Source organism: Paractinoplanes pyxinae, from assembly GCF_026626335.1.
Classification (GTDB): Bacteria; Actinomycetota; Actinomycetes; order Mycobacteriales; family Micromonosporaceae; genus Actinoplanes; species Actinoplanes pyxinae.
Map to the genome: position 1 here is coordinate 538,039 of NZ_JAPNTZ010000007.1, position 23,910 is coordinate 561,948.

21 protein-coding genes and 1 pseudogene are annotated in these 23,910 nt (G+C 70.8%); 12 read left to right on the forward strand and 10 right to left on the reverse strand.

The features are described from left to right. Positions 1–19: 19 nt before the first annotated feature. Complete coding sequence (locus OWR29_RS22585; RefSeq protein WP_267565062.1) at positions 20–1,768, forward strand: acetyl/propionyl/methylcrotonyl-CoA carboxylase subunit alpha; 1,749 nt, start codon at positions 20–22, stop codon at positions 1,766–1,768. Positions 1,769–1,784: 16 nt separating this feature from the next. Here the strand turns inward: OWR29_RS22585 and OWR29_RS22590 are convergent, their stop codons facing one another. Beyond that, a complete protein-coding gene (locus OWR29_RS22590) occupies positions 1,785–2,327 on the reverse strand; it encodes a GNAT family N-acetyltransferase (protein WP_267565063.1) in 543 nt (180 codons plus the stop codon). Between the two features lie 334 nt (positions 2,328–2,661). Here OWR29_RS22590 and OWR29_RS22595 point away from each other — a divergent pair, with 334 nt between their 5' ends. Further along, positions 2,662–3,408, forward strand: coding sequence for a DedA family protein (locus OWR29_RS22595; protein ID WP_267565064.1), 747 nt, complete (start codon positions 2,662–2,664; stop codon positions 3,406–3,408). Here the strand turns inward: OWR29_RS22595 and OWR29_RS22600 are convergent. After that, entirely contained in the window at positions 3,338–4,738 is a 1,401-nt protein-coding gene (locus tag OWR29_RS22600; RefSeq protein ID WP_267565065.1) for an NAD(P)H-quinone dehydrogenase, read from the reverse strand. The genes OWR29_RS22595 and OWR29_RS22600 overlap by 71 nt on opposite strands. Positions 4,739–4,827: 89 nt before the next feature. On the opposite strand from OWR29_RS22600, the gene OWR29_RS22605 reads away from it, so the two are divergent. Beyond that, complete coding sequence (locus OWR29_RS22605; protein ID WP_267565066.1) at positions 4,828–5,289, forward strand: gamma-glutamylcyclotransferase; 462 nt, start codon at positions 4,828–4,830, stop codon at positions 5,287–5,289. Here the strand turns inward: OWR29_RS22605 and OWR29_RS22610 are convergent. The 4 genes from OWR29_RS22610 to OWR29_RS22625 all read right to left on the reverse strand — a co-directional run bounded on the left by OWR29_RS22610 (position 5,286) and on the right by OWR29_RS22625 (position 8,642). Further along, on the reverse strand, positions 5,286–6,242 hold the full coding sequence (locus OWR29_RS22610; RefSeq protein WP_267565067.1) for a GNAT family N-acetyltransferase: 957 nt from the start codon (positions 6,240–6,242) through the stop codon (positions 5,286–5,288). The two genes, OWR29_RS22605 and OWR29_RS22610, sit on opposite strands and share 4 nt — an antisense overlap. A 40-nt stretch (positions 6,243–6,282) precedes the next feature. Beyond that, positions 6,283–7,020, reverse strand: a complete 738-nt coding sequence (locus OWR29_RS22615; RefSeq protein WP_267565068.1) for an SCO6745 family protein — start codon at positions 7,018–7,020, stop codon at positions 6,283–6,285. A gap of 67 nt (positions 7,021–7,087) precedes the next feature. Next, a complete protein-coding gene (locus OWR29_RS22620; protein ID WP_267565069.1) occupies positions 7,088–8,005 on the reverse strand; it encodes a hypothetical protein in 918 nt (305 codons plus the stop codon). A gap of 1 nt (position 8,006) precedes the next feature. Continuing rightward, entirely contained in the window at positions 8,007–8,642 is a 636-nt protein-coding gene (locus OWR29_RS22625) for an MBL fold metallo-hydrolase (RefSeq protein ID WP_267565070.1), read from the reverse strand. Positions 8,643–8,914: 272 nt separating this feature from the next. On the opposite strand from OWR29_RS22625, the gene OWR29_RS22630 reads away from it, so the two are divergent. Next, positions 8,915–9,883: a DUF4349 domain-containing protein gene (locus tag OWR29_RS22630; RefSeq protein ID WP_267565072.1), complete on the forward strand. Its 969-nt coding sequence runs from the start codon at positions 8,915–8,917 to the stop codon at positions 9,881–9,883. Positions 9,884–9,981: 98 nt separating this feature from the next. On the opposite strand, the gene OWR29_RS22635 is transcribed toward OWR29_RS22630, so the two are convergent. Together OWR29_RS22635 and OWR29_RS22640 are read right to left on the reverse strand one after the other, a co-directional pair. After that, entirely contained in the window at positions 9,982–11,238 is a 1,257-nt protein-coding gene (locus OWR29_RS22635) for an amidohydrolase (RefSeq protein WP_267565073.1), read from the reverse strand. 211 nt (positions 11,239–11,449) lie between these two features. Next, a complete protein-coding gene (locus OWR29_RS22640) occupies positions 11,450–13,015 on the reverse strand; it encodes an acyl-CoA mutase large subunit family protein (protein WP_267565074.1) in 1,566 nt (521 codons plus the stop codon). 206 nt (positions 13,016–13,221) lie between these two features. On the opposite strand from OWR29_RS22640, the gene OWR29_RS22645 reads away from it, so the two are divergent. Further along, positions 13,222–15,126: a serine/threonine-protein kinase gene (locus OWR29_RS22645; protein ID WP_267565076.1), complete on the forward strand. Its 1,905-nt coding sequence runs from the start codon at positions 13,222–13,224 to the stop codon at positions 15,124–15,126. A gap of 27 nt (positions 15,127–15,153) precedes the next feature. Beyond that, entirely contained in the window at positions 15,154–16,794 is a 1,641-nt protein-coding gene (locus OWR29_RS22650) for a phospho-sugar mutase (protein ID WP_267565077.1), read from the forward strand. Here the strand turns inward: OWR29_RS22650 and OWR29_RS22655 are convergent, their stop codons facing one another. Further along, the gene (locus tag OWR29_RS22655; RefSeq protein ID WP_267565079.1) at positions 16,795–17,478 is read right to left on the reverse strand and encodes a GOLPH3/VPS74 family protein; all 684 of its coding nucleotides are present in this window, start codon (positions 17,476–17,478) and stop codon (positions 16,795–16,797) included. A gap of 87 nt (positions 17,479–17,565) precedes the next feature. Between OWR29_RS22655 and OWR29_RS22660 the strand changes: the two genes are divergently transcribed. Then, on the forward strand, positions 17,566–18,051 hold the full coding sequence (locus OWR29_RS22660; RefSeq protein WP_267565080.1) for an NUDIX hydrolase: 486 nt from the start codon (positions 17,566–17,568) through the stop codon (positions 18,049–18,051). On the opposite strand, the gene upp is transcribed toward OWR29_RS22660, so the two are convergent. After that, positions 18,048–18,680, reverse strand: coding sequence for a uracil phosphoribosyltransferase (upp, locus tag OWR29_RS22665; protein ID WP_267565081.1), 633 nt, complete (start codon positions 18,678–18,680; stop codon positions 18,048–18,050). The genes OWR29_RS22660 and upp overlap by 4 nt on opposite strands. Before the next feature lie 60 nt (positions 18,681–18,740). On the opposite strand from upp, the gene deoC reads away from it, so the two are divergent. The 5 genes and pseudogenes from deoC to OWR29_RS22690 all read left to right on the forward strand — a co-directional run. Next, a complete protein-coding gene (gene deoC / locus OWR29_RS22670; RefSeq protein WP_267565082.1) occupies positions 18,741–19,691 on the forward strand; it encodes a deoxyribose-phosphate aldolase in 951 nt (316 codons plus the stop codon). 5 nt (positions 19,692–19,696) lie between these two features. Beyond that, on the forward strand, positions 19,697–21,115 hold the full coding sequence (locus OWR29_RS22675; protein WP_267565083.1) for an aldehyde dehydrogenase family protein: 1,419 nt from the start codon (positions 19,697–19,699) through the stop codon (positions 21,113–21,115). After that, positions 21,108–21,932 (forward strand): aldehyde dehydrogenase family protein, encoded by an 825-nt coding sequence (locus OWR29_RS22680; protein WP_267565084.1) that lies wholly within the window; start codon positions 21,108–21,110, stop codon positions 21,930–21,932. Before OWR29_RS22675 ends, OWR29_RS22680 begins: the two co-directional genes overlap by 8 nt. 121 nt (positions 21,933–22,053) lie before the next feature. Then, the gene (locus tag OWR29_RS22685; RefSeq protein WP_267565085.1) at positions 22,054–22,947 is read left to right on the forward strand and encodes a SatS C-terminal domain-containing protein; all 894 of its coding nucleotides are present in this window, start codon (positions 22,054–22,056) and stop codon (positions 22,945–22,947) included. Between the two features lie 61 nt (positions 22,948–23,008). After that, positions 23,009–23,910 (forward strand): annotated as a pseudogene (locus OWR29_RS22690) (transposase); the annotation flags it as partial.

Here is a 23,910-nt window from a genome sequence, read left to right on the forward strand (position 1 = left end):
CTGCGACTAGGCTCAGGCCGTGCGCAAGGTATTGATCGCCAACCGTGGCGAGATCGCCGTCCGGGTCATCCGGGCCTGCCAGGACGCGGGTCTGACCAGCGTCGCCGTCTACGCCGACAGCGATCGTGACGCGCTGCCGGCCCGGCTCGCCGACGAGGCGTACGCGCTGGGGGGCGAAACCGCGACCGAGACCTACCTGCGCATCGACAAGCTGCTCGAGGTCGCCGCCCGCAGTGGCGGCGACGCGGTCCATCCGGGCTACGGCTTCCTCTCCGAGAACGCCGAGTTCGCCCAGGCGGTGCTCGACGCCGGCCTCACCTGGATCGGCCCGACCCCGCAGGCCATCCGCGACCTGGGCGACAAGGTCACCGCCCGGCACATCGCTCAGCGGGCCGGGGCGCCGCTGGTGCCGGGCACGGCCGAGCCGGTGGCCGACGCGGCCGAGATCGTCGCATTCGCCGAGCAGCACGGCCTGCCCGTCGCGATCAAAGCGGCGTTCGGCGGGGGTGGGCGCGGGCTCAAGGTCGCCCGGACGATCGAAGAGATCCCGGCTCTTTTCGAGAGCGCGACGCGGGAGGCGGTGGCCGCCTTCGGGCGGGGCGAGTGCTTCGTCGAGCGCTATCTCGACCGGCCGCGGCACGTCGAGGCGCAGGTGCTGGCCGACACGCACGGCACGGTCATCGTCGTCGGCACGCGTGACTGCTCCCTGCAGCGCCGGCATCAGAAGCTGGTGGAAGAGGCGCCGGCTCCCTTCCTGAGCGACGAGCAGCGCGCGTCCATCCACGAGAGCGCGAAGGCCATCTGCCGCGAGGCCGGCTATCACGGCGCCGGCACGGTCGAATACCTGGTCGGTCAGGACGGCACCATCTCGTTCCTCGAGGTGAACACCCGCCTGCAGGTCGAACATCCGGTGAGCGAGGAAACGGCCGGCATCGACCTCGTCCGCGAACAGTTCCGCATCGCCGCGGGCGAGCCGCTGCTGTTCACGAGCGATCCGGCGCCCCGCGGGCACTCCATCGAATTCCGCATCAACGGCGAAGACCCCGGCCGCAACTTCCTGCCGGCCCCGGGCGCGGTCGAATCGCTGGTGTGGCCGCTCGGCCCGGGCGTCCGGGTCGACGCCGGCGTGGTGGCGGGCAGCGTCGTCGGCGGCAACTTCGACTCGCTGCTGGCGAAACTCATCGTTTCCGGCCGTACGAGGGAAGAGGCGCTGGAGCGGTCGCGTCGGGTGCTCGACGAGACGGTGATCACCGGGCTCGCCACCGTGCTGCCGTTCCACCGGGCCGTGGTGCGCGACCCGGCCTTCACGTCCGAGCCGTTCACCGTCCACACCCGATGGATCGAGACGGAGTGGGCGGGCGGGGTCGAGCCCTTCACGCCGAGCGGCGCGGACGCGGCGGGTGCGGAGGATCGCGAAACGGTCGTGGTCGAGGTGGGCGGCAAGCGCCTGGAGGTCAAGCTGCCCGCCAAGTTGCTGCGGGGCGGCCCGGCGCCGGCGGCAGCAGCGCGACCGGCCGCACGCCGGAGTGGCGGCGGTGCTCAGGCCCAGGCGGGCGGGACTGCGCTGACGGCCCCCATGCAGGGCACGGTGGTCAAGGTGGCGGTGGCCGACGGCGACAGCGTGTCCGAGGGCGATGTGATCGTGGTCGTCGAGGCCATGAAGATGGAGCAGCCGCTGACCGCCCACAAGGCCGGCACCGTGTCGGGCCTGTCGGTGAAGGTCGGCGAGTCGGTCACCGCCGGCTCAGTGGTCTGCAGCATCGACTGACCGGGCCGCCGCGGGCTCAGGCGGTGGGGAGCCAGTACCGAAGCTTTTCGTCCTGGCGGGGAGCGGGCAGGCCGCCGTTGCGTTCGATGGTTCGGCGGGACGGGTCGTTGTCGAAGTCGCACGTGATGAGGACCCGGGGCAGACCGAGGGCGGCCGCCAGCGGGCGGGACGCCGCCAGCATGGCTGTGGCGTGCCCCCGGCGGCGGGCCGAGGGGCGTACGTCGTAACCGATGTGGCCGTTGCGCTCGCCGGCGGAACCGGGGGCGAGGCGGTGGCGGATGTTCAAGCGGCCCAGATACTCGTCGCCGTCGAGCCACCACAGCACCGTCGTGGGGACGAAGCCGGGCGGCCGCTGCGTCTCTTCGAGCCGCTGGGCCAGCAGGAAGTCGACGAATCGGGCGAACCCAGCCGGAGTCGACCAGGTCGCCGCGTACGCCCGCAAGTCGGCGCCGATGTTGCTGAAGTCGTCGAGCCCACCCCGGCCCTCGGCCACGTACTCGTCCATGGCGACCAGGAACGAGCGGTGAGCGTCGACTGTGGGCGGCAGCAGCGAGGGCACGCGCACAGCGTAGGCGAGGGGTGGGCCGCCCGTACGGGACCTACGGACGGCCCACCGGCCGGCACACCGAGAACGGGGGACCCGGGGTTCCGGCCACTTCACGGTACGCCCGCTCCGCCGCACCGGAAAATCGAAGGGACGAACCGGGACCGAACGCCCTTACGAGACGACAGCGTCTAGAAAATGACAGGCGAAGAGGGGGATCGAGACCTTACCGTGTCAGGCATCACCGACGACCGGGTCTGATCAGGGAGCATGCTGAACACAGCACATTCTCAGGTGACTCCACGAACAATGTCGTGAGGCCCCGAAACAGCCGAGGTGGCGAGAACCGATGACCGACCTGTTGACCATGATGGCAACACCGGCATGGGCGTACCTTGCTCTTTTCGGCTTCCTCGCCGTCGATGCGCTGATTCCGGTCGTGCCGATCCAGGCGATCATGATCACATCCGGCGCGCTGACTGTCTACGGGAATCTTGATCTTGCTCTGGTCATCCTGATCGGGGCGCTCGGCATGTTCACCGGCGACGCCATCGCGTTCGTCCTCGGCCGCAGCAGCGCCGACCGGGGAACGGGCCGCCTGGCCGCGTTACGCGCCCGCTACGCCCCCAAGCACGACGAAGAGGCCAAAGAGGCTTCCCGTACGAAGCAGGCCGCCGCCCGCTTCACCCGGGGCCTTCGCCGCCCCGGCCCGCTCGTCCTGCTGCTCTGCCGCTTCGTGCCCGGCGGGCGCATGGCGGCCGGCTTCCACGCCGGGCGCCGCGGTTACCCGGTCAAGCTGTTCGTGCTCTACGACGGCGCCGCCGCGCTGGCCTGGGGCTCGTACGGCGGTCTGGTCGGCCACATCGGCGGCACCGCCATCACCCAGTCGGCGTGGCGGCTGTTCGCGATCGCCGCCACCGCCGCCGTGGTCTTCGGCACCGCCGGCTGGATCCTCGCCCTCTTCGGCGGCCGTAAAGAGGCCGCCGAAGAGCTGAGGCTGGCCGCCGCAGCCGGGGCGAAAGACCTTACTGCAGCTCGTGCTGCATCAGCTGACGTGCCGCTTCCGCAATCGACCCCGACAACGACGGGTAGATAGTGATCGTGTGGGCCAGCTGGTCCACGGTCAGGTTGTTCTCGATCGCCATCGTGATCGGCAGGATCAGCTCGCTCGCCTTGGGCGCGACCACCACCCCGCCCACGATCTGCCCGGTCGCCGGGCGGCAGAAGAGCTTGACGAAGCCGTCGTGCAGGTCGGCCATCTTGGCCCGCGCGTTGCCGGTCAGCGGCAGCATCACCTGACGGGCCGGCACCCGCCCGGCGTCCACGTCGTTCTGTGAGACACCCACCGTGGCCAGCTCGGGGTCGGTGAAGACGTTGGCCGAGACCGTGCGCAGCCGCAGCGGCGCCACCGCCTCGCCCATGGCGTGCCAGATGGCGATGCGCCCCTGCATGGCGGCCACACTGGCCAGCGGCAGCACGCCGGTGCAGTCGCCGGCGGCGTAGATGCCGGGAACGTTGGTGCGCGACACGCGGTCGACGGTCACGTAGCCGCCGTCGCCTACTTGAACGCCGTACTCCTCGAGCCCGAGCGACGCCGTGTTGGGCACCGCACCCACCGCGATGAGCGCGTGCGAACCCTCGATGACCTTGCCGTCGCCCAGCGTGACCTGCACCCCGGAGCCGGTGTTGACCACAGACTTGCCGCGCGACTGACTGAGAATGGTCATTCCGCGCTCGCGGAAGACCCGTTCGATGGCCATGGCCGCGTCGGCGTCCTCGTGCGGCATGACCCGCTCGCGGCTGGAGACCAGCGTGACCTGCACGCCCATGGCCAGGTAGGCGCTGGCGAACTCGGCGCCGGTCACACCCGAACCGATCACGATCAGGTGGGACGGCAGCTCGGTGAGGTCGTAGAGCTGACGCCAGTCGAGGATGCGCTCACCGTCGGGCTGGGCGGTGGCGAGCACGCGCGGCGTGGCGCCGGTGGCCAGCAGCACGGTGGTGGCCTCGACCGCGTACGTCTCCCCGCCATGAGGCGTCACGAGCACCTGGTGGGTGTGGCCCAGCGTGTCCTCGCCCAGCCGCGCGTGGCCGTGCACCACGTCGACCCCGGCCTTGACCAGCTTGGCCTGGATGTCGGCCGACTGGGCCAGGGCCAGCTTCTTCACCCGCTCGTTGACCGCCACCGCGTCCACCGAGACGCCGTCGAGCCCGGCCGAGCGGATGCCGAAGCGCTCGTTGTGCCGGTACCCGGTCATGACCTCGGAGCTCGCGATGAAGGTCTTGGACGGCACACAGTCGGTCAGCACGCAGGCGCCGCCCGGGCCCTCCGCTTCGACGAGGGTGACGTCCGCGTCGAGTTGCGCGGCGACCAGGGCCGCCTCGTACCCGCCCGGTCCCCCACCGATGATCACGATCCGGCTCACGACGTTCCAACCTCTTCCCGCATGGCAGTTGTGCCGACACGCACTCCTTGTATTCTCCACGACCGCCGTGTCCGGCTATCGTCATCGCCGTGCGTCATTACGCCGCGTATGGCTCAAACCTCGACCCGGCCCGCATGCGGGCCTACTGTCCGCACTCGCCCATGGTGGGCGTGGGGTGGATAGAAGGCTGGCGCCTGACCTTTGCCGGTGAGGGGGAAATCGGCAGCGAGGGCGCCGTCACGACGATCGTCGAGTCGCCCGGCGACCGCGTCTTCGTGTCGCTCTACGACGTCCACCCGTGGGATGCGTCACAGCTCGACGAGGTCGAGGGCGTGACGGCCGGCGCGTACCAGAAGGTCACTGTGCGTGTGGTGACGCTCGAGGGTGAGTTCAGCGCCTGGGTGTACGTCTTCGACGGCTACGAGGGCGGCCTGCCCACCGCGTGGTACCTGAGCGAGATAGCCACCGCGGCCGAGAAGGCGGGCGCTCCCGACGACTACGTCGAGGAGCTGCGCCGCCGTCCCACCGGCACCGCGTCACCCGAGGTCTAGGTCCACTTCTGGTAGATGTTGGCCTCGTACAGCGGCTTCATGCCGACGGCGAAATAAAGCCGGGCGGCCCGGGTCGGGTTGTCCATGTCGACGCCCAGCCCCGCCTTGTCGCGCCCTTTCGCGGCATAGGCGGCGAATGCCCGGCGCAGCAGGGCCTCGCCCAACCCCTTCTTCCGGTACGGGCCCAGGACCGCGAGCCGCTTGACCCAGCCCTCACCGGCGTCCCCGTCACTGTCGTACGAGGACTCGAGCACCCCGGCCACGACGCCGTCCACCTCGGCCACGAACCACTCGTCGAAGACCGGCGCCGGGTCGTCGTCGACCTGCTTGCGCCAGCTCTCGTAGGAGGAGCTGCGGTGGTCGGAGTCGAGGAAGGCCCGCTCGACGACGGCGTGGAAGGTGCGCATGTCGGCCTCGTCGTCGGCCCGGACCGTACGCAGGGTGACGCCCGCCGGGGGCTCGGGGGCCACCGGCGACACGCCTTCCAGCGAGAGCTGCATGCGGGCGTTCTGCTTGAGGAAGGCGAACCCGTGCTCGGTCAGCAGGTCGATGTACGTGGTCTCGGACGGCACCGCCCCGGCCCGCACCTCGTACTTCTCGTGGCCGAACTCCGCCTTGCGCTCGGCCACCCGGGCCAGCATCAGCTCGAGCAGCGGGCGCATGGCCGGCACGCCATCGCCCGGCCAGACGTACACCTCGATGAAGTCGCGGTTCTCGCCGGTCGCGTTGCCCGGATAGGCCCAGCCGACGATCCGCCCGTCCGCGTCGAGCGCGACCCAGACGTCGCGGTTCAGGTCGGTGTTGGGCTCGGTGAGCGCCTCCCGCACCTCTTCGGCCGTGTAGTCGGGGTAGCCGACGGCCGCGATGTCGCTCGCGTGCACCAGCGCGAGCAGGGCGGGGGCGTCGTCGAGGGTGGGCCGGCGCACGCTCCAGCCGTCGGGAAGCTCAGTCACCCCGGCATGGGACCACGACGCGGAGCCGGCGAGCCAGCGTTTATTGGGCCAGGCGATGCCGCAGCGATTCCAGCAGGCCGATGAACTCCACGCGTTCGCCCAGGTCGAGAGCCGCGTACGCCTGACCCGCCATGGCGTCGGCAACGGACTCGGCCCAGATCAGGCGCCGGACGATCGGACCGGCGGGCGGGTAGGGCGGCTGCCAGCCGAACGCGACAGCGCCCGTCTCACCCTCGGGCCCGGCGATGATCGCCTGCAGCGGGGTCAGACCACTGGCCCGTACGGCGACCAACTGCACACCGAGCCGGTGCTCATGCAGCAGGTGGAGCAGCACCGCGGTCTGCGCGCCGGGCGCCTGGTCGGGCACCGGCATGGCGCGCCAGGCGGCGAACAGCGGCAGCCCGGCATAGTCGACCGCGCTCACCACCCGCCGGGTCAGCTCGTGCAGCCGGGTCAGCCGGGGGAAGCCGCCGAGCTGCTCGACACCCCAGGTGCACAGCTCATGCAGGTGCCAGGCGGCCACCTCCATGGGCGCGGAGGTCTTCGCGGTCGCCTCCCAGCCGTCGATGACGGCCTCGGGCGCGATCATGCCGATCGACGCGGCGACGGTCTCGGGACGGACGTCGCCGAGCGCGCCGGCGCGGGCGGACACGTGATAGGCCCAGCCGGACAAGCCCAGGAGGCGGGCCCGGCGCAGGGTCTGGGGCGACTCGGCAAAGGCGCCCACGATCGTCGCGAGTCCCGTCTTGGCAGTGGCGGCAGCCTGTTCGGGTGTCACCCGCCCGATTCTGCTCCCCCTGGCACGTTCTGGAAAATATTCTTTCTTTTCCGGTGGATGATCCGGATCAATCTGACTCTTCCGATTCGAGGTCTTCCAGGGCGGCTTGCACGTCGCCTACCTGGCGCCTAGCTGCGGCGGCCTCTCGTTCGGCGAGGCGGCGGGCCTGCTTGCGGCGGGCCACATCGGCTTGAGCTTCCGTGCGTCGTCGTTCGAGCTCAGCCAACTCGGCGTCCAGGTCTTCGACCAAGTGACCCGCGTCACGTTCAGCCTCTTCGGCCTTCTCGAGCTGGGTGTCGGCCCGCTTCTCGGCCGACTGCGCGTTGCTCAACTCGCGGCGCAGCTCACGGCGGCGCTGCTCCCACTCCCGCTTACGCCTTTCCTCGGCCGCCCGCTCCCGCGCCGACTGCTGCGGGAACTCGACGACCTCGCCGCCCTCGTCCTCGGCCTCGTCCTCGTCGGTGTCAACGTCGGCCTCGTCGGTGACCAGGCGCAGCCGGGGCCGCGGCACCTCGCCGAAGCCGGCGTAGGTGGCGGCCCGGATCAGCCGCCCGGTGCGCACCTGGGCCGCGATCTCGGGCTCGGCCAGCGCGGCCGTCAGCGTCGACTCGACCTCGCCCAGCGGCAGCTTGGCCGACGGATCCTCGTCCCGGGCCAGCTTGCCGGCCGCTGACACCAGGGCCGAGACGACCTGACGGCGCTGGGCGGTGAGCTCGCGCAGGGCCGAGCCGTCCAGGCCGCGCTGGGCGTCGCGCAGCGCGGTCGACAGCTCGACCAGCTCCTCGATCAGCTCGGGCCGGCGCAGGGCGAGCAGGTTGACCACCCAGGCGGCCACGGTCGGCTTCTTGAGCGCGGCCAGGCGCTTGGCGGTCGCCTTGTCGCCGACCTTGCGGGCCTGCTCGATCGCGGCCGTGCGGGCCGCGACGAAGCCCTCCGGCGGGGACTCGTACAGCCGCTGGATCAGTTCGTCGGTGGCACTGGGCACGTCAGGCGATGCTAGTGCCCGGCGCGACGTGTGCGTACTTCGTGCCACCGAGTCGTTCCAGGTGTCCGTCCGACACCTTGGCCCCGGTCTCGGTGAGCAGATAGTCGTGCAGGGCGTAGGCCCGGCCCGGCTTGACCGCGCGGACGAAGTCGATGGATTCGGAAAGCTTCATCCAAGGAGCATTCAACGGCGCGAAAAGCGTGTCCACCGTGGTGTCCTCCGGCACGGTGAACGAGTCACCGGGGTGATACAGATTCGTGGACTCGTCGGCGATCAGGTAGCCCACGTTGGCGATGCGCGGGATGTCCGGATGAATCACCGCATGCTGACCGCCGTACACCCGAATTCGGTAGCCCGCAGCCTCGAACGTGCCGCCCGGCTCGACGGCGGTGGCCACCCCGGCGAACTGCGGATGCTGGGCCAGCACGTCGGCGTGGGCGAAGAGCCGCAGCTCGGGCCGCTTGCCGATCGCCTCGCCGAGCGCATCCGGGTCCAGGTGGTCGAAGTGCTCGTGGGTGATCAGCACCGCGTCGGCGCCGTCCAGGGCCGCCCGCTCGCTGAACGCGCCGGGGTCGACCACGAGGACGCCCGCGCCCTCGACCCGCAGACAGGAATGGGTGAACTTCGTGATGCGCACGGGATCCCTCCGCTGCCGATTCGTAACCGCTCATCTCGCAGTCTGCCGGAACCGGAATGGCTTCGCCGCACGTCCTAAGACGTGTTTCGTCACTGGGCCCGACCCGCGCCGGGGCCCAGATTCCGCCTGCGCACGTCCCGCGAAAGGCCGGTTACAACACCGGTAGCCGGCCTTCCGCGGGCCGCACGCAGACGAAATCTGGACCTCGCCGCAAGCCGACCCCAGTAACGAAACACGTCTTGCGCACACCGAAACGGGGATGGGGAGAAAGCATGCGTGCTCGCTCGCGAACCACATATTTGCTCGGAACAGTCGTCTTGACCGGTCTGCTGCTCGCCGGGTGCGGATCGGACGACTCACAGAACTCGGCCGGCATGTCCGCGGCCGACGCCCCTGCCGTGGGCGAGGCCGCGCCCCAGGTGGGCGAGGCACAAAAGGCAGAGGGCGCCGACACCGCGGCCAAGGCGCCCGACCTGCGGGTCGACCAGCGCTCCATCATCTATCGGGGCACGATCACCGTACGGGTCGAGAACGTAGACGCCGCGGCCGGTCAGGCCACCGGCGTCGCCAAGACGGCCGGCGGCTTCGTCAGCGGGGACAACCGGAGCAGCGGCTCCGGGGCGGACACGGCGACGATGGAACTGCGCGTCCCGGCCGACAAGTTCGGGGCGACGGTCGACCAACTGTCCAAGCTGGGCACCGAGGAACAGCGGCAGATCAGCACCGAGGACGTCACCGAGCAGACCATCGACCTGGATGCCCGGATCACCGTGCAGCAGGCCCGGGTCGACAGCGGGCGCAAGCTGCTGGCCCAGGCCAAGTCGCTGAACGACCTGGTGATGCTCGAACGTGAGGTGGCGACGCGGGAGGCCGACCTCGCCTCGCTGCAGGCCAAGAAGCGCAACCTGGCCGACCTGACCGCCCTCTCGACGATCACCGTGACGCTGCTCGACCCCGAGGCCGACGCGGTGGTCGAGGAGGGGCCGCCCGGCTTCCTGAGCGGGCTGGGCGCGGGCTGGGACGCCCTGCTGGCCTCGCTGAAGGTGCTGCTGACGGTGCTGGGCGCGCTGCTGCCCTGGCTGATCGCGTTCGGCCTGCCGATCTGGGGCATCGTCTACGCCGTACGGCGCTACAACCGCACCCGTCGGGCGGCGCGACCGGCCCCGGCCTTCGCCCACCAGCCCCCGCCGGCGGTGCAGCCCCCGGTTTCGGGGCCGCCCGCGCAGCAGGACGAGCCCTAGAAAGCGCCTGCCGCGCTGAGGTGCCGTCGGCGAGCGCGGCGGACCCTCTAGAAAGCGCCTGTCGCGCTGAGACGCCGCCGGCCAGGGCGGCAAGATCTCTAGAACGCGCCTGTCGCCAGAGCGGCCAGAGCGGTGTGGACCATGACCCGGACTCCGTAGCCGATGCAGGTCTCGTCCACATCGAAGTCGCCCTGGTGCAGGTCGTGCTTCTCGTCCGAGCCGGGCACGCCCGTGCCCAGCCGGATCATCGCGCCCGGCACCTGGTCGAGGTAGAACGCGAAGTCCTCCCCGCCCATGCTGATCTCGGCCTCGACCACCCGCTCGGCGCCCAGCGCGGCCCCGGCCGCACCGGCGATCACGGCGGCCGCCATCCGGTCGTTGATCACCGGCGGGACGCCACGGTGGTAGCCCACCTCGACCTGGGCCCCGGTCGGCGCGACCACATCCTTGATCAGCTGGGTGACCAGCTCGGGCGCCGTCCGCCAGGCCTCGCGCGAGAGGATGCGCACGGTTCCGCGGGCCACACCCTCGCCCGGGATCGCGTTGAACGCCTCGCCCGCGTGCACCGCGCCCCACACCATCGACAGCCCGGCCCGCGGGTCGACCCGGCGGCCGAGCAGGGCCGGCACGTCCACGATGACCTTGCTCAGCGCGTACACCAGGTCGGCCGTCAGGTGCGGGCGGGCGGTGTGCCCGCCGGGGCCGCTCAGCTTGATGTCGACCGTGTCGGCGGCCGCGGTGAACGGGCCCGAGCGCACGCCGATCAGGCCGGACGGCAGCTGCGGGTAGCAGTGCAGCGCGAAGATCGCGGCGACGTCCTTGAGCGCGCCCGCGGCGATCAGCTTGGGCGCGCCGGAGGGAACCGTCTCTTCGGCGCACTGGAAGATCAGCCGGACCCGGCCCGGGAGCTGACCGCTCTCGGCGAGCTGCTGCAGGGCCAGACCGAGGCCGAGCATCACAGTGGTGTGCACGTCGTGACCGCAGGCGTGCGCCACCTTGGGCACCGTGGACTTGTAGGGCACGTCCTTGAGATCTTGCAGGGGCAGCGCGTCGAGGTCGGCGCGGAACGCGATGACCCGGTCGCCCTCGCCGATGTCGCAGATCAGACCGTTGCCCTCGGGCAGCATCCGCGGCGACAGCCCGGCCACGGCCAGCTCGCGGGCGACCAGGGCGGCCGTCTCGAACTCGCGGTAGGACGGCTCGGGGTGGGCGTGAATGTGCCGACGAATCGCTACGAGCTCCGCGCCACGGGTGGCGAGCCAGCGGTCGAGCTGGCCGGGCAGGGGCTCGGCGCCGGGCAGAGGCCCGGGCCACTCCGCATGGGCCCCTTCGGGCTCCGTCAGAGTAGTAGTCACGTCGGTTTCCGCACTCTCGAAGTTTTGTCAGGTTTTTGCGACGCGCGACAGCTTAGACCGTTTTAGGTGACGCTGTGCAACGCCATTCCCGTGCCCGATGGATAGCGCACGGTGACAAAAACCCTGGGTACGGGAGCTGGTGGCTCCCTCACCCCCGACAACCGGTTACGAATGCGAGGGGTGACGCAGGTTCAACGGTGCCACGCGATGGTCAGAAACGCTCGACCGGGTGGTAGACGCCCCACACACCGCGCAAGGTGTGGCATACCTCGCCCACAGTGGCACGAAGACGCAACGCCTCTTTCATCAACGGTAGGACGTTCTCGGTTCCACCGGCGGCCTTCGCCAAATCCGCCAGGGCCGCCTCGACCGCCTCGTTGTCGCGCGCGGCCCGCAGCGCGGCCAGCCGGGCCACCTGGGCCGCCTCGATCGCCGGGTCGACGCGGAGCGGCTCGTAGCGCTCCTCCTCGTCGGCCGCGAACCGGTTGACCCCGACCACGACCCGCTCGCCGTTGTCGATCTCGTTGGCGATGCGGTAGGCCGAGGCCTCGATCTCTTGCTTCTGGAAGCCCTGCTCGATGGCGTCGACCGAGGACCCGTACGAGAAAACGCGCTCGATCAGCTCGGTGGCCTGCTTCTCGACCTCGTCGGTCAGAGCCTCGATGGCGTACGAGCCGGCGAACGGGTCGACCGTGCCGGTGAGGCCCGATTCGTAGGCCAGGACCTGCTGGGTGCGCAGGGCCAGGCGGGCCGACTTCTCGGTGGGCAGGGCGATCGCCTCGTCGTAGGCGTTGGTGTGCAGCGACTGGGTGCCGCCGGCCACCGCGCCGAGCGCCTGGATGGCCACCCGCACCAGGTTGACCTCGGGCTGCTGGGCGGTGAGCTGCACCCCGGCGGTCTGGGTGTGGAAGCGCAGCATCAGCGATTTTGGATCTTGGGCGCCGAACTCGTCCCGCATGATCCGGGCCCACATGCGCCGGGCCGCGCGGAACTTGGCGATCTCTTCGAGAAGCGTCGTACGGGCGACGAAGAAGAACGACAGCCGGGGCGCGAAATCGTCGACGGCCAGACCCGCGGCGAGTGCCGCCCGCACGTACTCGATGCCGTTGGCCAGCGTGAAGGCGATTTCCTGAGCGGGCGTGGCCCCGGCCTCGGCCATGTGATAGCCGGAGATCGAAATAGTGTTCCATTTCGGGATCTCGGCCCGGCAATACGCGAATGTGTCGGCGACCAGCCGCAACGACGGTTTCGGCGGGAAGATGTACGTGCCGCGCGCGATGTATTCCTTCAGGATGTCGTTCTGGATCGTGCCCTGCAGGGCCGAACCGGGAACGCCCTGCTCCTCGGCCACCAGCTGATAGAGCAGCAGCAGCACCGAGCCCGGCGCGTTGATCGTCATCGAGGTCGAGACCCGGTCGAGCGGGATGCCGTCGAAGAGTTGCCGCATGTCGTCGAGCGAGTCGATGGCCACGCCGACCTTGCCCACCTCGCCGTGCGCGATCGCGTCGTCCGAGTCGTAGCCCATCTGGGTGGGCAGGTCGAACGCCACCGACAGGCCCATCGTGCCCGCCGCCAGCAGCTGGTGATAGCGCGCGTTGGACTCGGCCGCCGTGCCGAAGCCGGCGTATTGCCGCATGGTCCACGGGCGTTTCGTATACATCGTCGGGTAGACGCCGCGGGTGTACGGGAACTCGCCCGGCTCACCGATCGGCGCGTCCGGAGCGACGTCGCCCTCCCGGTACACCGGCTTGATCTCGAAACCCGACTCCGCGTTCACATCGGGAATCCTAAGGCTTCGTTCAACCCTGGAGCGTGAGGACTTTCGCACTCTGCGTCCGAATCGGTGGACACAATGCGATTTCACCGTCACCTACCGTCGAGTTCACCGGAACACGTCGGCGGTGACTTTCAAATCGGGGCGGGGGCACGGCAAGATAGCGGGGTTGGTCGACGGCCCCCTACACCCCCTCGGTGGCATCCTCAGTGACTCAGATTCCGACGTGGAGCGGCGGCAACAACGCTCCCACCAGCGGACGCGCAGCCCCGGGCACGCTCATCGGCGGGCGATACACGTTGCGTGCCGCGGTGGGCCACGGTGGCATGGGCACGGTGTGGCGCGCAGCTGACACGCTGCTGCGACGCGACGTGGCCATCAAAGAAGTCATCCTCCCGCCCGGTCTCGCCCCCAGCGACCGCGACGCGATGTACGAGCGCACCATGCGTGAGGCCCGCGCCGCGGCGGCCCTCCAGCACCCCGCCGTGGTGCAGGTCTACGACGTCGTGCACGAGAACGGCCGGCCGTGGATCGTGATGGAGCTGCTCGACGCGCGCAGCCTGGCCGACATGGTCATCGAGGACGGCCCGGTGCCCCCGCGGGTGGTCGCCAAGATCGGCATCGCGCTGCTCGGCGCGCTCGAGGTCGCGCACGCCCACGGCGTGCTGCACCGCGACGTCAAGCCGGCCAACGTGCTCATCTGCGGTGACGGCCGCTGCGTGCTGACCGACTTCGGCGTGGCCCGCATGCCCACCGACGTGCAGCTGACCACCCCCGGCATGGTGCTCGGCTCGCCCCACTTCATCTCGCCCGAGCGGGCCATGGGCAGCGAGTTCGGCCCGCCGAGCGACCTGTTCTCGCTGGGCGTCACGCTCTACACCGCGGTCGAGGGCCGTCCCCCGTTCGACAAGGGCGACCCGATCGAGACCATGCACGCGGTGGTGGAAGACCCGCCGACCCCGGCCGTACGGGCCGGCTCGCTCACCCCCGTGCTGATGGGCCTGCTCGAGAAGGACCCGGCCCGCCGGATGGACGTGGGCACCGCCCGCACCCTGCTCCGGCAGCAACTGGCCGGCCCGCTGGCCAGCAAGAGCCCGCCGCACATGATGACCGACCCGTACTCGGTGGTCCCGGCTCAGCGCCCGCCCGCGGCGCCGGTCGAGACCCAGCCGATCCCGCCGCAGCCCAGCGGCCAGATCGGCGGCCGGGCCATGCTCGCGCCGGGCGACTCGCTCACCGACCACCTGAACAAGCTGCAGCAAGAGAACGCCCCCACCTCGGGCGGCGGCCGCCGCCGGGCCGCCGAGCCGGCGCCCACCGGGCTGATGCCGGCCACGGGTGACACCACGAGCATGCTCCCGCCGCGTCAGGCCTGGAACGGCGCCCGCGCGGCGCACGACCCGATGCCCGGCACCGTGGTGGCCAGCCCGGCGGCCAAGCGCAAGGCGATGATCGACAAGGCGGTCACCACCGCCCGCGAGACCACCGGCAAGGCGGTCACCACGGTCAAGGGCTGGCCGCGCAAGCAGCAGCTCATCGCCGGCGGTGGCGCGCTGGCCGTGGTCGTGCTGCTGATCGTGGTCTTCTCGCTGGTCGGTTCCGGCAGCAATGACCCCGGCACCCCGCAGGCCGGCCCCACGGCCGCCGCGGTCAAGCCGGCCGCCCTGCCGACCCAGCAGTACAACGACCGCGGCATCACGGTGGCCGTGCCCAAGGCGTGGACCCGCAAGTCGTCGGGTGGCGTCTGGGTCGACTACGTGGACCCGGCCGACGCCAAGCGCAAGGTGCGCATCCTGGTCGAGGACGCCTCGTCCCGGGCCACCCCGCAGTCGTTCCTGGGCGTCGCCGAGAACACGCTGCGGACCAAGTCGGCGAACTGCCCCAAGCCGTACGCGCAGGTCGGCCTGACCGACACCAAGATCGCCGGCCGGGACGGTGCCGTGCTCGAGTACAAGTGCGGCACCGGCGAGCAGGCCCGGCACGGTCTCTGGGGCGCGGTGATCGCGGGCGGCAAGGCGTATTCGTTCTTCCTCACCTCGAACGAGTCGCAGTTCGCGGCCAGCAAGCCGATCTTCGACCAGATGATCAAGACCTACGCCCTGCAGGCCTCCTGAGGGTTCGCGGCGTGCTATCAATCCCTGATGGCGCCTGACGACGAACTGCGTACCCTCGCCGAGGCCTGGCTGGCCGACGACCCCGACCCGGCCACCCGGGACGAGCTGACCCGGCTGGTGGCCGGGCTGCCCGGCACGGCGTCCGAACTGCGCGACCGGTTCGCCGGCCCGCTGACCTTCGGCACGGCCGGGCTGCGCGGACGGCTGCGAGCCGGGCCGAACGGCATGAACCTCGCGGTCGTCACGCGGGCGGCGGCCGGGCTCGTCGGCTGGCTCGCCGCGCAGGGCGGGCAGGGCCCACTGGTGATCGGCTACGACGCCCGGCACGGCTCGAAAGAGTTCGCCAAGCAGACGGCCCGGGTTGCCACCGGCTCGGGCCGGGACGCGCTGATCATGCCGTCGCTGCAGCCGACCCCGGTGCTGGCCTACGCCGTCCGCGCGCTCGACGCCGTGGCCGGGGTCATGGTGACCGCGAGCCACAACCCGCCTCAGGACAACGGCTACAAGGTGTATCTGGGCCGTGAGCTGGGCGGACCGGCGGGCGACGGCGCTCAGATCGTGCCGCCGGCCGACGCCGGCATCGAGGCGGCCATCCGGGCCATCGGGCCCATCGCCGACATCCCGCTCGGCTCGGCCGGCACGCTGGTCGACGAGAAAACTATTGAGGGGTACGCCCGGAGCGCGGCCGCCGTGCTCGATGCCGACGGTCCGCGTGACCTCACCGTCGCCTACACGCCCATGCACGGCGTCGGCGGCGCCACACTGCTGGCCGCGTTCGCCGCCGCCGGCTTCCGGGCCCCGGCCGTGGTGGCGGCCCAGGCCGAGCCCGACCCGGAGTTCCCCACCGTCGCCTTCCCCAACCCGGAGGAGCCGGGCGCGATGGACCGGCTGCTCGCGCTGGCCGCCTCGTCCGGGGCCGACCTGGCCATCGCCAACGACCCGGACGCCGACCGGTGCGCGGTGGCCGTTCCCACGGCCGGCGGCGGGTGGCGGGCGCTGCGTGGCGACGAGCTGGGCGCACTGCTCGGTGATCACCTGATCCGGCGGGGCGTTCCGGGGACGTACGCGACCACGATCGTTTCTTCGCAGCTGCTGGGCCGCCTCTGCGCGGCCCGGGGAGTGCCCTACGCCGAGACGCTGACCGGCTTCAAGTGGATCGTGCGGGCGGCCGAGGAGCTGGCGTACGGCTACGAGGAGGCGCTCGGCTACTGCGTGGCCCCCGGCATGGTGCGCGACAAGGACGGCATCACGGCGGCGCTCACCGTGGCCGAGCTCGCGGCCGGGCTCAAGGCCGAGGGGCGTACGTTGCTGGATCGTCTCGACGAGCTGGCCACCGAGTTCGGCGTGCACGCCACCGACCAGCTCTCGGTGCGGGTCGACGACCTGGCCGAGATCGGGGCGGCGATGACCCGGGCTCGGCAGGCGCCGCCGGCCACCCTGCTCGGGGCGCCCGCGAGCATCACCGACGACACCGCCAACAACGTGCTGACCTTCCGCACCGGGGCGGTCCGTGCGGTGATCCGGCCGTCCGGCACCGAGCCCAAGCTCAAGGCCTACCTCGAGGTGGTCGAGCCGGTGGCCGAGGGAGATCTGGCCGCCGCCCGGTCAAGGGCGAGCGACGGCCTGGCCGAGCTGCGGCGGGAGATCGCCGCCGCGCTCGGAGTCTGATCAGGCGGGCTTCGGCGCGCCCAGCGCGGCCTGGATCGCCTTGCCCAGCGTCGCCACCACGAGGGCCACGCTGGGCCGGACGATCGAGTCCTCCAGGTTGCCGCCGGCCATGAAGCCGGCGCCCGAGGCGATCTGCTCGAGCCGCTCGTGCGCCCGGGCAACCTCGTCGGCGGGAAGGCGCAGGTTGGGCTCCATGCGGCACGCGACCAGCAGGGTGGCCAGCGCGGCGGTGCGCTCGTCGCACGGCGCCTGGCTGGTCAGGGCGTCGGCCAGCCGGCCCCGGATCTCGGCCTCGAAGGCCGGGTCGGTGGTCGGGTAGCGGTGCACGTGGATGACGCCCATCTGGGTCTCGTCGATGTCCTGGATCACGCCGCGGGCGACGAGGTCTTCGAGGACACGGGTGCGCAGGCGGTGCCGCAGGCGCTGGACCCACTGGGCGGGGGTGTGCGGCTCGTCCTCGGCGGCCTTGGCGAGCACGGCGTCGGCGATCGCGTCACCGATCGGGCTGGGGTCGATGACTTTCAGGTACCCGTCGACGTACGCGATCCGCCCGGCCAGCGCGAGGTCGACCAGCACGGCCGCGGCCATGCCGAGGTCGAGCCCGATGCGGGAACCGGTCGCCTTGCCGGTCTGGTCGTCGTACGCGAGGAGGAGCAGTTCCTCGGCGAGAGGCATGGAGGTCATGGATCGAAACGATAGTGTCCCCAGTCACGCAATCAGATCGCCAGGTCGGTTATATCCCGGTTGTAACGGGTCTTCTAGAGTGCTGGCGTGCAGGCGATCATCGCGACCCTCGGGTACGTCCTGTCCGCCGACGGCCGTGAGGTGCTGATGGTCCGGCGGGACACGCGGCCCGACGACCTCCACTACGGCAAGTACAACGGGCTGGGCGGCAAGCTCGAACCGGACGAGGACGTGGTGAGCGGGCTGCGGCGCGAGATCCGCGAGGAGGCCGGCATCGAGTGCACGGCGGTCGAGATGGCGGGCACGATCTCGTGGCCCGGCTTCGGCCGCGGCGGCGCCAACTGGTTCGGCTTCCTGTTCCGCGTCACCGCCTGGACGGGCACCCCGCTGACCGGCAACGACGAGGGCAGCCTGCACTGGGTGCCGATTGACGACGTGCTCGCGGGCAAGGTGCCGATGTGGGAGTCCGACCGGCACTTCCTGCCGCTGGTCTTCGCCGACTCCCCCACCGTCTTCCACGGCGTCATGCCGTTCGCTCAGGGGAAGGCTCTCAGCTGGAGCTTTACCTCTTAGAACCTCCGCATGCCGCCGAACTGGCGGTCGCCCGCGTCGCCCAGGCCGGGGACGATGTACTTCTTCTCGTTCAGGCCCTCGTCGATCGAGGCGGTGACCAGGCGCAGCGGCAGGCCGGACTTCTCGAGCCGGCTGATGCCCTCGGGGGCGGCCAGCACGCAGCAGATGATCACGTCGGTGCACCCGCGGTCGACCAGCAGCTGGCAGCAGTGCAGCAGCGAGCCGCCGGTGGCCAGCATCGGGTCGAGCACCAGCACCGGCTGGCCCGAGAGGTCGCCAGGCAGCGATTCCATGTACGCCCGGGGCTCGTACGTGTGCTCGTCGCGCGCCAGGCCGACGAAGCCCATCGACGACTCGGGCAGCAGCGCCAGCGCCGAGTCGGCCATGCCCAGGCCGGCCCGCAGCACGGGCACGATCAGCGGCGGGTTGGCCAGCCGGATGCCCTCGGTGGGAGCGACTGGCGTGCTGATCGGGTACGTCTCGGTGGCGAACGAGCGCGCCGCCTCGTAGACCACCATCGTGGTCAGCTCGTGCAGGGACGCCCGGAACACGCCGGAGTCCGTCTCGGCCTTGCGCATGGCGGTGAGCCGGGTCTGAGCCAGCGGGTGATCTACGACGAGTACGTCCACGCCGATCAACCTACCGGTCATTCAAGATCAACTGTCGGGGGCCCGCGTAGAATCGTTCTCATGACTGCGACAGCGACGTCAAGGCTGTCCGGCCTGCCCGATTCACCCGCCGATCTCCGGACCTTCCTGCACGGTCTGCCCGGTGTCGACAAGGTGGGCATCGAGGCCAGGGCGGCGGCGCTGGGCACCCGATCGGTGAAGACCAGCAGCAAGGCGCAGGCCATCGACCTGGCCATCCGCATGGTCGACCTCACCACCCTCGAGGGCGCCGACACCCCCGGCAAGGTCCGCGCGCTCTCGGCCAAGGCCCTGCGGCCCGACCCGGCCGACCCCACCTGCCCGCCCGTCGCCGCGGTCTGCGTCTATCCGGCCATGGTGCCGACGGCGGCCGCCGTGCTGGCCGGCTCCGGCGTCCACCTGGCCAGCGTGGCCACGGCCTTCCCGTCCGGCCAGGCCCCGCTCGAGGTCAAGCTGGCCGACACCCGTGACGCGGTGGCCGGCGGCGCCGACGAGATCGACATGGTGATCAGCCGCGGCGCCTTCCTGGCCGGCGACTACGGCAAGGTCTTCGACGAGATCGTGGCGGTCAAAGAGGCGGCCGGCCCGGCCCACCTCAAGGTCATCCTCGAGACGGGCGAGCTCGGGACGTACGACAACGTCCGCCGCGCGTCCTGGCTGGCCATGCTGGCCGGCGCCCACTTCATCAAGACGTCCACCGGCAAGGTCGACGTCAACGCCACCCTGCCGGTCACGCTGGTCATGCTCGAGGCGGTGCGTGACTTCCGCGAGCGCTACGGGCGGCAGGTCGGCGTCAAACCGGCCGGCGGCATCCGTACGACCAAGGACGCCATCAAGTATCTCGTGATGATCAACGAGACCTGCGGCGACGACTGGCTGCACCCCGACTGGTTCCGCTTCGGCGCCTCCTCGCTGCTGAACGACCTGCTGATGCAGCGCACCAAGCTCACCACCGGCCACTACGCCGGTCCGGACTACTTCACCCTGGACTGAGGCCGATGTTCGAATACGCTCCCGCTCCGGAATCCCGCTCGATCGTCGACATCGCCCCCTCGTACGGGTTGTTCATCGACGGCGAGTTCGGTGAGGCCAAAGACACCTTCAAGACGATCAACCCGGCCACCGAAGAGGTGCTGACCGAGGTCGCCCTGGCCGGCCCGGAAGACGTCGACCGCGCCGTCGCCGCCGCCCGCCGCGCCTTCACCAGTTGGTCGGCCCGGCCCGGCTCCGAGCGCGCGAAATACCTGTTCCGCATCGCCCGGATCATCCAGGAGCGCTCGCGCGAGCTGGCCGTGCTCGAATCGCTGGACAACGGCAAGCCGATCAAGGAGTCCCGCGACGTCGACCTGCCCCTGGTCGCGGCCCACTTCTTCTACTACGCCGGCTGGGCCGACAAGCTGAAGTACGCCGGCTTCGGCCCCGAGCCGCGTCCGCTCGGCGTGGCCGGCCAGGTCATCCCGTGGAACTTCCCGATGCTGATGCTGGCCTGGAAGATCGCCCCGGCCCTGGCCACCGGCAACACCGTGGTGCTCAAGCCGGCCGAGACGACCCCGCTCTCCGCGCTCTTCTTCGCCGACGTGTGCCGCCAGGCCGAACTGCCGCCGGGCGTGGTCAACATCGTCACCGGCGCCGGCGACACCGGCCGCTACCTGGTCGAGCACCCCGACGTGAACAAGGTCGCCTTCACCGGCTCGACCGAGGTGGGCCGTCAGATCGCCCGCTCGGTGGCCGGCACCGGCAAGAAGCTGACGCTCGAGCTGGGCGGCAAGGCGGCCAACATCGTCTTCGACGACGCGCCGATCGACCAGGCCGTCGAGGGCATCGTCAACGGCATCTTCTTCAACCAGGGCCACGTCTGCTGCGCGGGCTCCCGCCTGCTGGTGCAAGAGTCCATCGCCGACGAGCTGCTGTCCTCGCTCAAGCGGCGGATGGCCACCCTGCGCGTCGGCGATCCGCTCGACAAGAACACCGACATCGGCGCGATCAACTCGCGCGCCCAGCTGGACAAGATTGTTGAATTGTCGGAAATCGGCGGCCAGGAAGGCGCCGAGCGCTGGTCGCCGCCCTGCGAGCTGCCCGACCGTGGCTTCTGGTTCGCCCCGACGATCTTCACCGGCGTCACTCAGGCCCATCGCATCGCCCGGGAAGAGATCTTCGGCCCGGTGCTGTCGGTGCTGACCTTCCGTACGCCGGCCGAGGCGATCGAGAAGGCCAACAACACGCCGTACGGGCTGTCGGCCGGCATCTGGTCCGAGAAGGGCTCCCAGATCCTGGCCGTGGCCGACAAGCTCCGGGCCGGCGTCGTCTGGGCCAACACGTTCAACAAATTCGATCCCACGTCGCCGTTCGGCGGTTACAAAGAGTCCGGTTACGGTCGCGAGGGCGGCCGGCAGGGCCTGGAGGCGTACCTTGCCTGAGTCTTCGACTTCAGCCCGCCTGGCGGTGCGGAAGACCTACAAGCTCTACGTGGGCGGCAAGTTCCCACGCAGCGAGTCAGGACGGACCTATCTGGTGGACGGCGACAACGTGGCCCTCGCCTCCCGCAAGGACGCCCGCGACGCGGTGCTCGCCGCCCGGGCCGCCCAGCCCAAGTGGGCCGGCGCCACCGCGTACAACCGGGGTCAGGTTCTCTACCGCATCGCCGAGATGGTCGAGGCCCGCCGGGCCGAGTTCGCCTCTCTCGGCGTGCCCGCGGCCGAGGTGGACGCCGCGATCGACCGCTGGGTCTGGTACGCGGGCTGGTCCGACAAGATCGCCCAGGTGGCCGGCAACGCCAACCCGGTCGCCGGGCCGTTCTTCAACATCTCGGCCCCCGAGCCCACCGGCGTGGTCGGCGTGATCGCCCCGTCGTCGCTGCTCGGCCTGGTCAGCGTGATCGCCCCGGCCGTGGTCACCGGCAACACCGTGGTCGTGGTCGCGTCCAACCCGCAGGCCGCGATCACCCTGGCCGAGGTGCTGGCCACCTCCGACGTCCCGGGCGGGGTGGTGAACATCCTCACCGGAAAGGCCGCCGAGATCGCGCCGTGGCTCGCCTCGCACGACGACGTGAACGCGCTCGACCTGTCCGGCGTGGACGACCCCGAGCTGGCCACCGAACTCGAAAGGGCGGCGGCCGGCACTTTGAAGCGGGTCCTTCGCCCCACTTCGGGCGTTGACTACACGGACGACCCGGGCACGGCCGCCATGACCGCTCTGCTGGAGATCAAGACGGTCTGGCACCCGAAGGGTTTCTGACCGTTTCTCACCGGTCAATGGGGAAGTGCGGGGGACGGTCAGCCCTCGCCCAGGCACGCCCACTAGGGTGTGTCGGCAGTATCACTAGTCCCGTAGGCCAGAAAAGACCCCGGAGGTCACCGTGACCAGCCAGTCCGACGAGCCCGTGGCGTCCGCGCCCGAGGCCGCGAAGTCCGAGTCCGGACTCTCCGGGCGTGACCTCTGGGACAAGGTCGGCGTCGAGCCGGTCGAGATCGCGCTGCCCGGCGGCGTGGCGCTCACCCTGCGGGCCTACCGCAAGGCCTCCACGCTGACCCCGACCGAGATCGAGACCGAGACCGAGGACGACCCGTTCGAGCGCAAGCGCGCCACCGCCGTCCGCGACGAGGACGACGACGAAGAGGTCATCGTCGACGAGGAGTTCCAGGCGCTGCTGGCCGAGGGCGAGGCCGATGGCCGCAAGAGCGGCGACGCCGAGACCGCCGACGAGCCCGATCCGTCCGACTTCGAGGACGAGCCGGACGACGAGGCCGCCGCCCAGGCGGACGACGAAGAGGTACCCGCCTTCCTCAGCCACAAGGGCCGGTTGATCGCCTTCAAGAGCCCGGAGTCGCTGGTCTCCTTCATTCGTTCGGGTGCTCCGCACGACCTCGCACAACTCGACTCCTGGAGCACCCTGGCCGAGCAGGTACAGTCGACCGACGTCGACCCCCTGCCGGAGGACCGCTACGAGCTCGACCTCGTGGTGGAAAACCTGCGGGGCGGCCACGACACGTGGGACCTGCCGCTCCTCATCGCCGCCGGCGAGGTGGCGCGTGACCTGGGTCACGCCCTTCGGCTCAAGCCGGTGATCCTGGCACTGTCGCCCGGTTCGCCGCTCGATGATCTGGACGAATCCCTTCGGTCCGCGGAAAGTGGCGGAATGGGGGGTTTCTTCGGTCGCCGCCGATTGAAGAAAATCGGGGCACAACAGGCAAGTCTCGGTTGGCGCTCGGTAATCGGCAAGATCTCTGCAGCTGTGGACTGGCGCGACTGACCCCTCAACAGGGACCATCATCTCTTGGCCATACAGCTGCCTCGGGGAGGAGGACGACGCCGTGGCGCTCGTGCGCGTGTACTGCGGTCTGGCGTCGGCGGATGAATCGGTGCGTGGGGCCTCGGCCACACCTCTGACCATCGCCGTGGTCGACGACGCAGGACGACTGCTCGGCGTTCACGAGATAGGTGACGATCCCGGCGGCTACGCCGAGCTCGGCGCGATCCTCGTGGAACGTACGAGTGGATTCACCGACGCCGCGGTCGCCGCCGACAGCGACGACCACCTGGTCACCTCCCTGCTCACCGCGGCCGGCCGGCCGCTGGTCGTGGCCGACGACGACACCACCGACGACTTCGCCGAGCGGTTCGCCGACGACGACTCCGTCGAAGAGATGCAGGCCCCGCCGGCCGCCCGGCGGGCCGTCGGCCTGGCCCGGGCCCTGCAGGCCGGCGCGCTCGAGGCCGGCAGCCTGCCGGTGCCGCGCGATCTGGTCAGCTACAAGCCGGTGCTGGCCGCGCACGTCGCGCTGCTCAGCGGCCGCCACGCCGCAGCCATCGCGCTGCGCGAGGTGCTGCGCGAGCTCTATCCGGCCGCGCTGCGCGCCTACCCCGATCCGTCCCACCCGCTCGCGCTGGCCGTGCTCGACGCGCTGCCCGAGCCGGGCCGGCTGACCGCCCAGGGCGAGCCGCAGCAGATCGCCGAGCAGGTCGCCGTCGAGCTCACCCGGGCCGGCGCCGGCTCCGAAGACGAGATCATCGCCGCCGTCACCGCCCTGCAGGTCGCGATCAGCGAGTCGCCCCGCCGCGGCGGGGTCAACAAGTCGCTGGCCCCGGCGGCCGGCGAGACGGTGCGTCAGTCGGTCGCCTCGGTACGGGCCTGCGACGCCGCCTGCGCCTCCCTGATCGGCACGCTCGCCGCCCGCGCCTCCGCCGTCGAGGCGGGGCCCCCTTTCCCGCGGGG